General features: G+C 71.7%; 2 protein-coding genes. Both read right to left on the bottom strand.

The window, feature by feature from the left end:
* Nucleotides 1–350: condensation domain-containing protein (locus HG543_RS03365; protein ID WP_169343179.1), on the bottom strand; the 350-nt coding region annotated here is incomplete at its 3' end.
* Nucleotides 351–405: 55 nt separating this feature from the next.
* Nucleotides 406–16,281 (bottom strand): non-ribosomal peptide synthase/polyketide synthase, encoded by a 15,876-nt coding sequence (locus HG543_RS03360; RefSeq protein WP_169343178.1) that lies wholly within the window; start codon nt 16,279–16,281, stop codon nt 406–408.
* Nucleotides 16,282–16,302 lie beyond the last annotated feature (21 nt).

The raw sequence follows: 16,302 nt of genomic DNA, 5'->3' as shown, positions 1-16,302 counted from the left end.
GGGGCGGGCGGGTGGATGACCTGGACCGGTGTGCCACCCTCGTCCCGGAAGGTGGTGCGCAGCGCCTCGTGGCGGCGCACCAGCTCCGCGAGGACGCGCTCCAGGGTCTGGACGTCCAGCGGGCCCTCCAGGTCCAGCCCCAGGGGGATGTTGTAGGCGGACGTGCCGGGCTCGAGCTGGTCCAGGAACCACAGGCGTTGCTGGGCGTACGACAGCGGTGGCGCCATTCCCGGCGGCCGGCGGCCCGGCGGGGGCGGGGTGTTCCGCGCCGCCTTCTGCTGGAGGTGCTTCGCCAGCAGCGCGCGCTTCTCGGGGCTCAGTGCCGCGAGCTTCTTCTTGATGTCGCTCATGATGGAGTGCCTGTGGCTCGTGGCTCGCCCGGCCGCTTCTTGGAGAGGAAGATCTTCATGAGGAGCCTCCGGACGCGTCCAGCTCCTCGACCAGACGATCCAGCTCGGAGGCGTCCATGCCCTCCGACAGGGCCTCCAGCAGCAGCAGCGTCATGCCCTCGACGGTGGGTTGCTCGAAGAGGCCACGCACGGGCAGCTTCACCTGGAAGGTGGAGCGCACGCGCATGAGGAGCTGGGTGGCGAGCAGCGAGTGGCCGCCCAGCTCGAAGAAGTCGTCGTGGATGCCCACGCGCTCGACGTGCAGCACCTCGGCCCACAGGTCCGCCACCTGTTGCTCCAGCTCATCGCGAGGCGCCACGTAGGCGCGCTGTGGGGCCGGGGCCTCCACGGCCGCCAGGGCGCGGCGGTCCAGCTTGCCGTTGGCGGACAGGGGCAGGGCGTCCAGCCGCACCAGCGCCGAGGGCACCATGTACTCCGGCAGCCGCCGCTGCAGGTGCGAGCGCAGGGCCTGGAGGTCCAGGTCCGCTGGCGCGGCGACGTAGCCCAGCAGCCGCGTATCCCCCGGCGCGTGCTGGCGCACCAGGGCCGCGGCCTCGCGTACGCCGGGGAAGGTCCGCAGGGCCACCTCGATTTCGCCTGGCTCGATGCGGAAGCCGCGCACCTTCACCTGGGCGTCGATGCGGCCGAGGAACTCCAGCACGCCGTCCTTGCGCCAGCGGGCCAGGTCTCCGGTGCGGTAGAGGCGGGCACCGGGGATGGAGCTGAAGGGGTCGGGGACGAAGCGCTCGGCGGTGAGGGCCGGCTGCTCCACGTAGCCGCGCGCGACACCATCGCCGCCGACGAAGAGTTCTCCGGTGATACCCATGGGGACTGGCTGGCCCGAGGCGTCCAGCACGTACACCTGGGTATTGCCAATGGGCTTGCCGATGGGGACGGAAGCGCCCACGTGGGCGACGTCCGTCATGCGGTGGCAGGAGGTGAAGAGGGTGCCCTCGGTGGGGCCGTAGCAGGCCGTCACCGGGATGCGCAGCTCCTCCAGCACCCGCCGCACGTGCGGCGCGCTCACCACGTCACCTCCGGTGAGCAGCTGCTTCACCGTACGCAGGCCGGAGAGGTGGTTGTCCACCACCTGGGTGAAGAGGCCGGACGTCAGGTGCAGCGTGGTGACACCGTGCTCGAGCAGGACGGCTTCCAGCTCCAGCGCGTCCGAGGGCGAGTGGGGCGGGAAGACGACGAGCCGGCCGCCATGCAGCAGCGGGCCCCACAGCTCCAGGGTGGAGGCATCGAAGGAGACGGGGGCGATGAGCAGGAACGTCTCGTCCGGCCCGAGGTGGGCGTAGTCGACGCCGAAGAGGGTGCGCAGCACGGCGGCGTGCGGAGTGCCCACGCCCTTGGGCCGGCCGGTGGAGCCCGAGGTGAAGTCGATGTACGCGAGGCTCTGGGGCAGGGCCGCCAGCGCCGGCGCGTGCGTGGGCTCGCCGGAGAGGGAGACCTCGTCGAGCACCACGGGGGTAAGGCCCTCGGAGGGCAGCTTCTCCAACAGGGCGCGGGTGGTGAGGAGGACGCGGGGGCGTGAGTCCTCCACCATGGCCGCGAGTCGCTCCCGCGGATAGGCGGAGTCCAGCGGCACGTAGGCACCGCCGGCCTTGAGGATGCCCACCAGCGAGATGATGAGCTCCAGCGAGCGGTCCACCGCGAGGGCCACGCGCGAGTCGGTCTCCACGCCCAGCTTGCGCAGGTGCCACGCGAGCTGATTGGAGCGCTCGTCGAGCTGGCGGTAGGTGAGCTTCGCATCGCCGAACTCGAGGGCCACCTTGTCCGGGAAGCGGGCCACCACCTGGGCGAAGACCTCGGGCAGCGTGGAGGCGCGCGGGTACGTGGACGCCGTCGCATTCCAGTCCACGAGGAGCTGCTGGCGCTCCCCGGCGCCCAGCATGGAGACCTCGGAGAGCCGTGCCTCGGGCCGTGCCGTCAGGGCCTCCAGCAGCGAGCGGAAGTGGGCCGCCATCCGCGCGGCGGTCGCCCCCTCGAAGAGGTCCGTGTTGTACGTGAGCCCACCGGTGTAGCCGTCGGCCGTGCGCGAGAGGTTCAGCTCCAGCTCGAACTTGGCCAGCGCCTCGGGTGCTTCCAGGGGCCGCAGCGTCAATCCGGGCAGCTCCAGCTCCGGCACGGGAGCGTTCTGCAGCGCGAACATCACCTGCACCAGCGGCGGCCGGCCCAGGTTGCGCTCCAGCTTCAGTGCATCGACGAGCCGCTCGAACGGCACGGCCTGGTGCGCGAAGGCCCCCAGCGCCGCCTCGCGCACGCGGCCGAGGAGGGTCCGGAACGAGTCCTCGCCGGACACCCGCGCCCGCAGGGGCAGGGTGTTGATGAAGAAGCCGACGAGCCCTTCCAGCGCTGTCTCATCCCGCCCCGCCACGGGTGAGCCCACGACGATGTCCTGCTGCCCGGTATACCGGCTGAGCAGGAGCTGGAACCCGGCGAGCAGCGCCATGAAGGGCGTGCTCCCTTCCCGGCGGCAGAGTGCTTCCAGCGTCTCGGCCAGCGGGGCCGGCAGGTGGACGGGCAGCGTCGCTCCCCGGGAGGTCTGCACCGACGGGCGTGGCTTGTCGGTGGGCAGCTCCAGTCCAGGCGGGGCCCCGGCGAGCTGTTCGCGCCACCAGCCGAGCTGCGCCTCGAGCGTCTCCCCTTGCAGCCAACCACGCTGCCATGCCGCGAAGTCCGCGTACTGCACGGGCAGCACGGGCAGCGGCGAGCTCGAGCCCGCGGTGAAGGCGGCGTAGAGCGTCGCCATCTCCCGCACCACCACGCCCATGGACCAGCCGTCGGACACGATGTGGTGCAGCGTCAGCAACAGCACGTGCTCGCGCTCACCGAGTCGCAGCAGGGCGGCCCGGAGGAGCGGACCCTGGCTCAGGTTGAAGGGCCGGAGCGTCTCCTCGCGCGCCAGCCGCAGGGCCTCGGCCCGCCGCTCCGGCTCGGCCAGGGCGGACAGGTCCATGACCGGCAGGGAGAGGGTGGCCTCGCTGTGGATGACCTGAACGGGGCCCTGTGGGTCCTCGCGGAAGGTGGTCCTGAGCGTCTCGTGACGGCGGACCAGCTCGACGAGGCTGCGCTCCAGGGCAGTGGTGTCGAGCCGCCCCTCCACCCGGAGCGCCACCGGCATGTTGTAGAGAGGGCTGTCCGGATCGAGCTGGCCCAGGAACCACAGGCGCTGCTGGGCGAAGGAAACCGGCAGCGCGTCCGTGCGCGGCTGTGGCTTCAGCGGAGGCCGCTGGATGCCGAGCCCCGAGCGCATGGCCGCCTCGATGACGCGCGTGAGCGCCTCCACCGTCGGAGACATGAACAGCTCGCGCAGGGAGAGGTCGGCGTTGAACGCGGTGCGGACGCGGGCGATGAGCCGGGTGGCGAGCAGCGAGTGGCCGCCCAGCTCGAAGAAGTCGTCGTGGATGCCCACGCGCTCCACGTGCAGCACCTTGGCCCACAGGTCCGCCACCTGTTGCTCCAGCGCATTGCGAGGCGCCACGTAGGCGCGCTGCGGGGCCGGGGCCTCCACGGCCGCCAGGGCGCGGCGGTCCAGCTTGCCGTTGGCGGACAGGGGCAGGGCCTCCAGACGCACCAGTGCCGAGGGCACCATGTACTCCGGCAGCCGCCGCTGCAGGTGCGAGCGCAGGGCCTGGAGGTCCAGGTCCGCTGGCGCGGCGACGTAGCCCAGCAGCCGCGTGTCTCCCGGCGCGTGCTGGCGCACCAGGGCCGCGGCGTCGCGCACGCCGGGGAAGTCGCGCAGGGCCACCTCGATTTCGCCTGGTTCAATCCGGAAGCCGCGCACCTTCACCTGGAAGTCGAGCCGGCCCAGGTACTCCACCGTGCCGTCCGGCAGCCAGCGGGCGAGGTCTCCCGTGCGGTACAGCCGCGCGCCCGGCACGGTGCTGAAGGGGTCCGGCACGAAGCGCTCCGCCGTCAGGTCCGGCCGGCGCCAGTAGCCCCGGCCCACCTGCACGCCGCCGATGAGCAGCTCGCCCGGCACTCCCACCGGCGCGAGCTGCCCGTCGCTGTCCACGATGTGGATGCGGGTATTGGCCACCGGGCGGCCGATGGGCACCGTGGCCCCCGCATCCTGGCGCGGGCACGCGTGGTACGTGACGTCCACCGCGGCCTCGGTGGGGCCGTAGAGGTTGTGGACCTGTGCCACCGGCAGCCGGGCGTACGCGGCGCGGACCACGGGGGCCGGCAGCGCCTCGCCGCTGCACACGACGCGGTGCAGGCTCGTCAGCCCCTCCAGTCCCGGCTCCTCCACGAAGGCCCGCAGCATGGACGGCACGAAGTGGGCGGTGGTGATGCGCTCCTGGCCCATCCGCTTCACCAGGTACGCGGGGTCCTGGTGCCCACCGGGCCGCGCCAGCACCAGGCGCGCTCCCGTCATCAGCGGCCAGAAGAACTCCCACACCGACACGTCGAAGCTGAAGGGCGTCTTCTGCAGCACCGAGTCGGCCGCCGTCAGCCCATACTCCTGCTGCATCCAGAGCAGGCGGTTGACGATGCCCGCGTGCGCGTTCATCGCCCCCTTGGGACGGCCCGTGCTGCCGGAGGTGTAGATGATGTAGGCCAGGGACTCAGGGCCCGCCAGGAGCGCGGGACGCGTGGAGGGCTGCCTCGCCACCGTGTCCCACTCACCGTCCAGGGACAGCACGTGGGCGGAGTGCGGAGGCAGCACGCCACGGAGGCACTCCTGGGTGAGCAGGACCGGGGTGTCCAGGTCCTCCATCATCCAGGCGAGGCGCTCCTGGGGATGCGCCGGGTCCAACGGCACGTACGCGCCGCCCGCCTTCAGCACTCCCAGCAGGGCCACGACCAGTTCCAGCGAGCGCTCCAGGCACACGCCCACGCGTGTCTCGGGCCCCACGCCCAGCGAGCGCAGGTGGTGCGCGAGCTGATTGGCGCGGGCGTCGAGCTGCGCGTACGTCAGCGTCGAGTCCTCGAAGCGCACCGCCTCCGCGTCCGGCGTGCGCTCCACCTGGGCCTCGATGAGCGTGTGCAGGCACACTCCCCGCGGGTACGCCTCGTCCCGTCCCTGGAAGTCCACCTGGAGCTGGCGCTGCTCGGCGGCCGTCAGCAGGTGCACCTCGGACAATCGCAGCCCCGGGTTGGCGGTGACGGCCTCGAGGAACGTGTACAGGTGGCCGGCCAGCCGGCGGATGGTCTCTTCCCGGAACAGGTCCGTGCGGTACCCCAACTCGCCCTGCAATCCCTCGGGCGTTTCGCTCAAGCTCAGGGTGAGGTCGAACTTGGCGGTGTCGTTCTCCAGCTCCACGGAGTGGATGCGGAGCCCGGCCTGCCCGTGCGTTGGGGACGGCCGAGCCTCGGGCATGTTCTGGAGGACGAGCATCGCCTGGAACAGGGGCGAGCGGCCCAGGTCGCGCTGCGGACGCAGCTCCTCCACCAGCTTCTCGAAGGGCATGTCCTGGTGCGCGTGGGCGCCCAGCGTCGCCTCCCGCACGCGGCCGAGCAGCTCACGGAAGGGCGGGTCCCCATCCAGGCGTGTGCGCAGGGCGAGCGTGTTGATGAAGAGGCCAATCAGCCCCTCCAGCTCGGTGAAGCGCCGGCCCACGATGGGCGTGCCGACGACGATGTCCTCCTGACCGGAGTGGCGGGCCAGCACGGCCTGGAAGGCGCCGAGCAGGGCCATGAACAAGGTGACGCCTTCCCGCTGACACAGGACCTGCAAGTCGCGGGAGCGCGCCTCGGAAAGCTGGAACCTGACGCTCGCTCCCCGAGACGAGGCCACGGGCGGGCGCGGGAAGTCCGTGGGCAGCTCCAGCGCATGCGGCGCCCCGGCCAGGTGCTGCTTCCAATAGGTGAGCTGTGACTCCAGTGTCTCGTCACGCAGCCATGCGAGCTGCCAGAAGCAATAGTCCGCGTATTGGAGGGGCAGCTCCGGCAGCGGTGAGGGCCTGCCGGCGGTGAAGGCTTGATAGAGGGCCTCCAGCTCCCGTACCAGCACGCCCGCGGACCAGCCGTCGCTGATGATGTGGTGCAGGGTCAGCAGCAGCAGGTGCTGCTCCTGGGAGAGGCGCAGCAACGTGACGCGCAGCAGCGGCCCGCGCGCCAGGTCGAAGGGGCGCGCGGCTTCCTCTCGGACCCGCCGCCACGCCTCCGCCTCGCGGTCCTCCCGCTCGTGCAGGTCCACCACCGTGAGCCGGAAGGGCCCTGGAGGTGCCACGGCCTGCACGGCGACGCCGCCTTCGTCCGGGAAGGTGGTGCGAAGGATTTCATGGCGGCGCACCAGCTCCGTGAAGGCCCGCTCCAGTGCGGCCACGTCGAACGGGCCCTCCAGCCGCAGCACGGAGGGCACGTTGTAGGCGGCGCTTCCGGGCTCCAGCTTGTCGAGGAACCACAGGCGCTGCTGGGCGAAGGACAGCGGCAGTGGGCCGCTCCGGGGCACGGGCACCAGCGGTGGTGCCGTCACGGCCCCCCCGGAATCGCGCGACAGGGCTTCCACCCGGGCGGTGAGCGCGCCCAGCGTGGGTGCATCGAAGAGGGCGCGCAGGGGCAGCTCCACGCCCCAGCCGGCTCGCAGGCGTGCCACCAGTTGGGTGGCCAGCAGCGAGTGGCCTCCCAACTCGAAGAAGTCGTCGTGCACGCCCACGCGCTCGACATGCAGCAGCTCCGCCCAGAGCGCGGCGAGCTGCTCTTCCAGGGGCGTGCGCGGCGCCACGTAGGCGCCTGCCGCGGAAGCTGGCGCCTGAGGCGCGGGCAGGGCCTTGCGGTCCACCTTGCCATTGGGCGTCAGCGGCAGCGCCTCCAGCAGGGTGACGGTGGCGGGCACCATGTGCTCGGGCAGACGCTGCTTGAGGGCGTGGCGCAGCGAGGAGACGTCCAGCGTGTCGCCTTCCTCGGCCACGACGTAGGCCACCAGCCTCTTGTCGCCGGGGGCATCCTCGCGCACGACGGCCACCGCCTCGCGCACGGACGGGTGCTGCTGGAGGGCCGACTCCACCTCTCCCAACTCAATCCGGAAGCCACGCAGCTTCACCTGGAAGTCCGCCCGGCCCAGGTACTCCAGCGTTCCGTCGGCCAGCCACCGCGCCCGGTCTCCCGTGCGGTACATGCGGGCGCCCGGCGTGGCGCTGAAGGGATTGGGGACGAAGCGCTCGGCGGTGAGGTCCGCCTGGCCGAGGTAGCCGCGCGCCAGACCCACGCTGTCCACGCACAGCTCTCCGGGCACGCCCACGGGCACGGGCCGCAGCTGCGCGTCCAGCACGTACACGTGCACGTTGGCCCAGGGCCGGCCGATGGTGAGCCGCGCTCCGGGCCGCAGCGGCTCGGAGAGGGTGGCACACACGGTGACTTCCGTGGGGCCGTAGGCGTTGAGCAGCCGCACCCGGCCGCCCCAGCGCTCCACCAGCTCGGGCGTGCAGGCCTCGCCCGCGGAGATGAGCGTCTCCAGCGCGGGGAAGTCCTCCGGCGTCATCTGCGCCAGCACGGAGGGCGTCAGGGTGACGGCGGTGATGGACGCCTCGCGCAGCAGGGCGCCCAGGGGAGCACCGGGCAGCAGCCGCTCGCGCGGCGCGAGCACCAGGGTGGCGCCAGCCAGCAGGGTGCCGAAAATCTCGGCCACCGAGGCGTCGAAGCCGAAGGCGGCGTACTGGAGGACGCGGCTGTCGGGGTGGAAGCCATGCTCGCGCGCGGCGGTGAGCGCGGTGTTGCACAGGCCGCGGTGCTGCAGCAGCGTGCCCTTGGGCCTGCCGGTGCTGCCCGAGGTGTAGATGATGTAGGCCAGGTTGCTGGCGCGGGTGAGCGTTTCGGGCGCGGAAGTGCGCTGCGCGGCGATGAGGCTGGCATCCACATCGAGCAGGACGAGCTGCTCGCCACCAGAGGGCAGCTCATCGGCGATGGCCTGGGTGGTGACGAGCACCGGGGCGGCGCAGTCGCGCAGCATGTACGTCAGGCGTTCCACCGGGTAGCTGGCGTCCAGGGGCACCCAGGCACCGCCGGCCTTGAGGATGGCGAGGATGGCCACCACCATCTCCGGCGAGCGCTCCAGGCACAGCGCGACAGGGACTTCAGGCCTGACGCCCAGGGAGCGCAGGTGCCAGGCGAGCTGATTGGCGCGCGAGTCGAGCTGCGCATAGGTGAGGGACTGGCCCTCGAAGCGCAGTGCCACGGCATCGGGCGTGCGGGCTGCCTGGGCTTCGAAGAGCTGGTGGGCGCAAGCGTCGCGGGGGAAGTCGCGCTCGGTGTCATTCCAGTCCACCAGCGCCTGACGCCGCTCGGCCTCGTCCATGAGGGGCAGTGCGGACAGCGGAGTCGTGGACTGGGACACCGCGGCCTCCAGCACCACGCCCAGGTGCCGCACGAGGCGGTCGACGGTGGCCGCCTCGAAGAGGTCCGTGCGGTACTCGCACGAGCACTCCAGGCCCTGCGCCGTTTCCCTCACGGACAACGTGAGGTCCAGGCGCGAGGTCCCCAGGTCGAGCGCTTCAGCGCGAAGGGTGAGTCCCGGGACGGTCAGCTCGGAGGCGGGCTGGTTCTGCAGCACCAGCTTCACCTGGACGAGGGGCGCGTGGCCCTGGTTCCGCTCGGGACTGAGAGCCTTGACGAGCTCCTCGAAGGGCAGCTCCTGATGTGCGTAGGCGCCGAGCGTGGCCGAGCGCACGCGGTCGAGCAGCTCGCGGAAGGAGGGATTGCCGTCCAGCCGGGCCCGCACGGCGAGCTGGTTGATGAAGAAGCCGATGAGGCCTTCGGTCTCGGCGTGGCCGCGGTTGGCGATGTCGGTCCCGACGAGGAAGTCTTCCTGCCCGGAGTAGCGCGACAGTACGACCTGGAAGCCGGCCAGCAGGGCCATGAAGAGGGTGGTGCCCTCGCGGCGGCAGAGTGCGTGGAGCGAGCCGGCCAGCTGGCGCGGCAGCACGCGGGTGAGGACGGCGCCGCGGAACCCCTGCGTGGTGGGACGGCGGAAGTCCGTGGGCAGCTCCAGGACGGGAGCCGCTCCCGCGAGGTGCTCGCGCCACCAGGAGAGCCGCGCCTCCAGGGACTCGTCCCGCAACCAGCTCCGCTGCCATACCGCGTAGTCCGCGTACTGCACGGGCAGCTCGGGTAGCGGAGAGGTACGGCCTTCACGATAGGCCGCGTAGAGCGCCGCGGATTCACGCACCAGGACGTCCAGGGACCAGCCGTCCGAGACGATGTGGTGCAGGTTGAGCAGCAGCAGGTGCCGCGATTCGTGGATGCGCAGCAGGGTGGCGCGCAGCAGCGGCCCCCGGGTGAGGTCGAACGGACGCCGCGCATCCTCCTGGGCCAGCCGCCGGGCCTCGCTCTCGCGCATGTCCGCGGGCAGTGAGGACAGATCCACCAGGGGCAGGGACAGCCGCGGCGGTGGCTGGATGACCTGGGCCGGCCCCTCCTGGAAGGTGGTGCGAAGCACCTCGTGGCGCCGTACCAACTCCGTCAGGGCGCGCTCCAGCGCACCAGGTTCCAGGGTGCCATCCATCCAGAGGATGAAGGGCATGTTGTAGAAGGGGCTTCCCGGCTCCAGCCTGTCGAGGAACCACAGGCGCTGCTGGGCGAAGGACAGCGGCAGCGGCCCGCTCCGGGGCACGGGCACCAGCGGTGGTGCCGTCACGGCTCCCCCGGAGTCGAGCGACAGGGCTTCCACCCGGGCGGTGAGCGCGCCCAGCGTGGGTGTATCGAAGAGGGCGCGCAGGGGCAGCTCCACGCCCCAACCGGCCCGCAGGCGCGCCACCAGCTGAGTGGCCAACAGTGAGTGGCCTCCCAACTCGAAGAAGTCGTCGTGCACTCCCACGCGCTCGACATGCAGCAGCTCCGCCCAGAGCGCGGCGAGCTGCTGCTCCAGGGGCGTGCGCGGCGCCACGTAGGCGCCCGTCGCGGAAGCTGGCGCCTGGGGCGCGGGCAGGGCCTTGCGGTCCACCTTGCCATTGGGCGTCAGCGGCAGCGCCTCCAGCAGGGTGAGGGTGGCGGGCACCATGTACTCGGGCAGCCGCTGCTTGAGGGCCTGGCGCAGCGAGGAGACGTCCAGCGTGTCGCCTTCCTTGGCCACGACGTAGGCCACCAGCCGCTTGTCGCCGGGGGTGTCCTCGCGCACGACGGCCACCGCTTCGCGTACGGACGGGTGCCTCCGGAGGGCTGACTCCACCTCGCCCAATTCAATCCGGAAGCCACGCAGCTTCACCTGGAAGTCCGCACGGCCCAGGTACTCCAGCGTGCCGTCGGCCAACCACCGCACCCGGTCTCCCGTGCGGTACATGCGGCTGCCCGCGGGGCCATGCACCTCCGGCACGAAGCGCTCCGCCGTCAGCTCCGGGCGCAGCAGGTAGCCTCGCGCCTGGCCCTCTCCGGCGAGGTACAGCTCCCCCGCGACTCCCACCGGCACGGGCTGCAGGGAATCGTCCAGCACGTACGCGCGCGTGTTGGCCAGCGGCCTACCGATGGTGGGTTCCTCCTCACGCCCCACCTGCGTCCCCGTCGAATAGGTGGTGTCCTCCGAGGGGCCGTAGAGGTTGTAGAGCTTCCGCACCGTCGGCACCGCATACACCTGCCGCGCCAGCGGCTCCGGCAACGCCTCTCCCGCGAGATTGACGACCCGCACTCCGGCCGGCACGGCCCCCAGCGCCACCAGCTGGGCCATGGCCGAGGGCACCGTATTGACGAGGGTGACTTCGTGGGCCGTGGGCAGCTCCGCCAGGTGCAACGTGTTGCGCGCCATCACCACGCTGCCGCCGCTGGCCAGCGGGGCGAAGAGCTCGAAGACCGACAGGTCGAAGTTCAGCGACGTCGCCGCCAGCGTGCCTCTCAGCTCCTCGGGCTCGAAGGTGTCCAGCGCCCATTGCACGAAGGCCACCGCGTTGCGGTGCGCAACCATCACTCCCTTGGGCCGGCCCGTGCTGCCCGAGGTGTAGATGATGTAGGCTAGGCTGCTCGGGGACACGCCCACCGGGTGGGGGGCGTGCGTGGGCTGCCGGGCCAGCGCCTCGTCCGAATCCAGGCAAACGACGTGCGCGCCGTGGGGCGGCAGCGCGGCCAGCAGGTGCGAGTGCGCCACCAGCGCCGGGCCCTGGGCATCCTCCAGCAGCCAGCCCAGCCGTTCCTGGGGGTAGCTCGGGTCCAGCGGGACGTAGGCGCCGCCGGCCTTGAGGATGCCCAGCACGCCCACCACCAAGTCCGCCGTGCGCTCCACGCACAGCCCCACCTTTACCTCGGGCCCCACTCCCAGCTGGCGCAGCCGGTGGGCCAGCTGATTGGCCTTCTCGTCCAGTTGCCGGTACGTCAGCCGCCGCTCCGGGCTGATGACGGCCACCGCCTCCGGCGTCTTCCTCGCCTGCGCCTCCACCAACTGGTGCAGGGTGGCCTCGCGCGGGTAGGGCGCTTCCGTCTGGTTCCACTGCACGAGCAGCTGCTGGCGCTCCCCGGCGGTGAGCAGGGGCAGCACGCCGACGCGCTGCTCGGGCCGGGCCACCACGCCCTCCAGCAGTACGCGCAGGTGCTCCACGAGGCGGGCCATCGTCCGCGGCTCGAACAGCTCGGTGCTGTACTCCAGCGTGCCGTCGAGGCCCTGGGGCGTCTCGGTGAAGAAGACGCTCAGGTCGAACTTGGCGGCCGGCGTGTCCAGCTCGCGCAGGGAGAGCGTCAGCCCGGGCAGCCGCAGCGGGCCCATGGGCATGTTCTGCAGGGCCAGCAGCGTCTGGAAGAGGGGCGAGTGGCTGAGGCTGCGCCGGGGCTGCAGCGTCTCCACCAGCTTCTCGAAGGGCACCTCCTGGTGCTCATAGGCCTCCAGCACCGTGTCTCGCACCTGCCGCAGCAGCGCGCGGAAGGACTGGCCGCCCTCCACCCGCGTGCGCAGCACGAGGGTGTTGACGAAGAAGCCGATGAGCGGCTCGGTCTCCTGGCGGGTACGGCCGGCGATGGGAGAGCCGACGCTGATGTCCGTCTGGCCGGAGTAGCGCGAGAGCAGCACCTGCCAGCCGGCCAGCAGGGCCATGAAGAGCGAAGCACCTTCCTGTTGCGCCAGGGCCTTGAGCGCGTCGAGCAGCTGGCGCGAGAGGGCGAAGCCGAGCGAGGCGCCCGCGTTGCCGCGCACGGCAGGGCGGGGCTTGTCGGTGGGCAGCTCCAGGGTGGCGACGCCGTGAAGCCGCTGGTGCCAGTAGTCCAGCAGGGACTGGAGGGCGGGGCCCGTCAGCCAGGCGCGCTGCCACGACGCGTAGTCCGCGTACTGCAAGGGCAGCTCGGGCAGCGGCGAGGGCTGGCCTTGGATGAAGGCCTCATAGAGCGCGGCCACCTCGCGCACCAGCACGCCCAGGGACCAGCCGTCGGACGCGATGTGGTGCAGCGTGAGCAGCAGCAGATGCTCCGTCCCGGACAGGCGCAGCAGCGCGGCGCGGAGCATCGGCTCCCGGGTGAGGTCGAAGGGACGTCGCGCCTCCTCCCGGGTGAGCCGCTGACACTCCGCCTCGCGCTCCGTCTCCCGCAGGGAGGACAGGTCCACCACCGGCAGGGAGATGGGCGCGGGTGGGTGGATGAGCTGGACGGGGCCTTCCTGGAAGGTGGTGCGCAACACCTCATGGCGTCGCATCAGCTCCGTGAAGGCACGTTCCAGCGCGCCCACATCCAGCGCGCCGTCCAACCGGAGCGCGATGGGGATGTTGTAGACGGGGGTGTTCGGCTGGAGCTGGTCGAGGAACCACAGCCGCTGCTGGGAGAAGGACAGCGGCAGGGTGCCAGTCCGAGGCACGGGCACGAGCGGAGGACGCCGCTCTTTCTCACGCTCCCGCCGTGCTTCCTCGACACGCGTGGCGAGCAGGGCAAGGGTGGGCGCCCCGAAGAGAGCGCGCACGGGCAGCTCCACCCCGAAGGACTTGCGCACGCGAGACGCCACCTGGGTGGCGAGCAGCGAATGGCCGCCCAGCGCGAAGAAGTCGTCGTGACGGCCGACCTTCTCCACGCCCAGCACTTCGGCCCAGAGCGAGGCCAGCTGCTCCTCGGTAGGCGTGGCAGGCGCCTCGTAGGTGGCGGTCCGCGCCGCCGCTTCCGGCACGGGCAGGGCCTTGCGGTCCAGCTTGCCGTTGGGAGACAGCGGCAGCGCCTCCAGGGCCATGAAAGCCGAGGGCACCATGTACTCGGGCAGCGTCTTGCGCAGGGCCTCCCGCAGGGAACCCGAGTCCACCGGACCGGCGTCGCGCGGCACCACATAGGCCACCAGCCGCGCGTCGCCAGCGATGCCCTTGTGCGCCAGCACCGCCGCCTCTCGCACTTCCGGCAGCGCGGCCAGCGCCGCTTCGATTTCCCCCAGCTCGATGCGCAGCCCGCGCACCTTCACCTGGAAGTCGAGCCGGCCGAGGTAATCCACCGTGCCATCCGACAACCAGCGCGCCAGGTCGCCGGTGCGGTACATGCGCGCACCCGGCTCTGGGGAGAACGGGTCCGGAAGGAAGCGCTCCGCGGTCAGCCCAGGCCGCGCGAGGTAGCCGCGCCCCACCTGCACGCCGGCGATGAACAGCTCTCCAGGCACGCCTGGCGGCACCGGGCGCAGCGAGGCGTCCAGCAGGTGGATGCGCGTGTTGGCGATGGGGCGCCCGATGGGCACCGAGGTGCGCGTGTCACCCGGCTGGCACGTCCACGCGGTGACGTCCACCGCGGCCTCGGTGGGGCCATAGAGGTTGTGCAGGCCCACGTGGGGCAGCCGCTCCAGGCACCGGCGCGCCAGCTCCGCGAGCAGCGCCTCGCCGCTGCAGACAATCCGGCGCACCGACGCGCACGCCTCTTCCAGCCCGGGCTCCTCCAGGAAGGCGCGCAGCATGGACGGCACGAAGTGCAGCGTGGTGATGCGCTCGGAGGCGATGAGGCGGGCCAGGTAGCTGGGCTCCTGGTGTCCACCCGGGCGGGCCACCACCAGCCGCGCGCCCGTCATCAGCGGCCAGAAGAACTCCCAGACGGAGACGTCGAAGCTGAAGGGCGTCTTCTGGAGGACGGAGTCCCCGGGCCCCAGCCCATACGCCTGCTGCATCCAGTGCAGGCGGTTGAGGACGGCGCCGTGCTCGTTCATGGCGCCCTTGGGGCGGCCCGTGGAGCCGGAGGTGTAGATGACGTAGGCGAGGCCGCGCGGCGTGACTGTCACTCCGGGCGACGACTCGGGCTGCTGAGCGACGAGGGGCCACTGCGAGTCCAGGCAGAGGACCGGGACGGAAGAGGAGGGCAGCCGGGCCAGCAGGTGCTGCTGGGTGAGCAGGACGCGAGGCTCGGAGTCGGCCAGCATGAAGGCCAGCCGCTCCTGGGGGTAGCCCGGGTCCAGCGGGACGTAGGCGGCGCCCGCCTTGAGCACGCCCAGCAGCGCCACCACCATCTCCACCGAGCGCTCCAGGCAGACGCCCACCCGGCTCTCGGGGCCCACCCCCAGCGAGTGCAGCTGGTGCGCCAACTGGTTGGCCCGCGCGTCGAGCCGCGCATACGTCAGCCGCGAGTCCTCGAACTGGAGCGCGACGGCGTCAGGCGTGCGGCGCGCCTGGGCCTCGAAGAGCGAGTGCAGACTCCCGTCCGCGGGGTACTCCACCCGTGTGTCGTTCCACTCCGCCAGCCGCCGGGCCTCTTCCGGCGGCAGCATGGACACGTCCGCCAGCTTCGCCTCGGGCGCTTCCACGAGGGAGCGCAGCAGCGTGGCCACGTGCCCCAGCATCCGCCGCAGGGTGGTGGTATCGAAGCGGCCGGCGTCGAAGGTGAAGCACAGCTCCGTCTCCGAGGCATCCGGCAGCACCGTGAAGATGAGCGGGTAGCCCGTGCGCGCGCCGGTGCGGGCGAAGCCGTCCACGGGCAGCCGGGCCGTCATCTCGGGCGACAGCCCCCGGCGCGGCATGTTCTCGAAGATGACCAGGGTGTCGAACATCGGCTGTCCGCGCGGCACCTCGCTCCAGCCCTGCACGTCCACCAGCGACACGTGCTCGAAGGCGCGGGCCGCGAGCAGCTCGGTCTGCAAGGCCTTCAGCCACGGCAGCACGGTGCTGCCCGAGGGCAGCCGGACCCGGGTGACCTGGGTGTTGATGAAGGTGCCCAGCATGGTGTCCACGCCGGGAAGGCCGGGCGGCCGGCCGGAGACCACGGTGCCGAAGGCCACGTCGTCCTGTCCGGCGTAGCGGCCCTGCACCAGCGCCCACGCGCCCTGCACCAGCGTGCTCAACGTCACCTGGTGCTGCCGCGTGAAGGCCGCCAGCCGCGCCGTCAGGGCCGTGCCCAGGCCGAGCGACTCGACGGCGTACGCCTCCACCTTCGCGTCGGGTGTCGCGGGCCGGTCCGCTGGCACCGGCGTGGCCGCGGTGAAGCCCCGCAGCCGCTCGCGCCAGAAGTGCTCCGCCTCGGAGCGCTCCTGCTTGGACAGCCAGACGATGTAGTCCCGGTAGGGGCGCGTCGGCTCCAGCGGCGGCTCCTCGCCGCGGGTCAGCGCGTCATAGGTGAGGAACAGCTCCCGCAGGCCCACGGGCAGCGACCAGCCATCCATCACCAGGTGGTGGTAGGCGATGATGCAGCGGGTGAGCGTGGGCCCGAAGCGCACCACCGTGAGGCGCGCCAGGGGAGCCGCCGACAGGTTGAAGTCCTGTCGCGCCTCGCGCTCCAGCACCTCGGCGAAGCGCGCCTCCCGTCCCTCGGGAGGGACGCTGGAGCAGTCCTCCAGGCGAGCCACCGCGTCCACCTTGCGGCGCACCGCTTGGATCGGCTCCTTCATGTTCTCCCAGAAGAACGCCGTGCGCAGGGCCGGGTGACGCTCCACCAGCCGCTGCCATGCCCGCTGCAGCGTGGGCAGGTCCACCTCGCCGTTCCAGGTCCAGTGGACCACCTCCACGTAGGTGCCCTGTCCGGGCGCGCCCAGCGTGTGGAACAGCAGGCCCTGCTGCATGGGCGAAAGGCGGTAGATGTCCTCGACGTTCTTCATGATGCTTCAGCCCTCAGCCTA

This window comes from Pyxidicoccus fallax (genome assembly GCF_012933655.1).
In the GTDB taxonomy this organism is placed as follows: domain Bacteria; phylum Myxococcota; class Myxococcia; order Myxococcales; family Myxococcaceae; genus Myxococcus; species Myxococcus fallax.
This window is presented reverse-complemented; position numbering and strand designations above follow the sequence as displayed.

Bases quoted from the DNA above. Each gene is read 5' to 3' on its own strand.
- HG543_RS03360 (WP_169343178.1), bottom strand. From the start codon at position 16,281: ATGAAGAACGTCGAGGACATCTACCGCCTTTCGCCCATGCAGCAGGGC.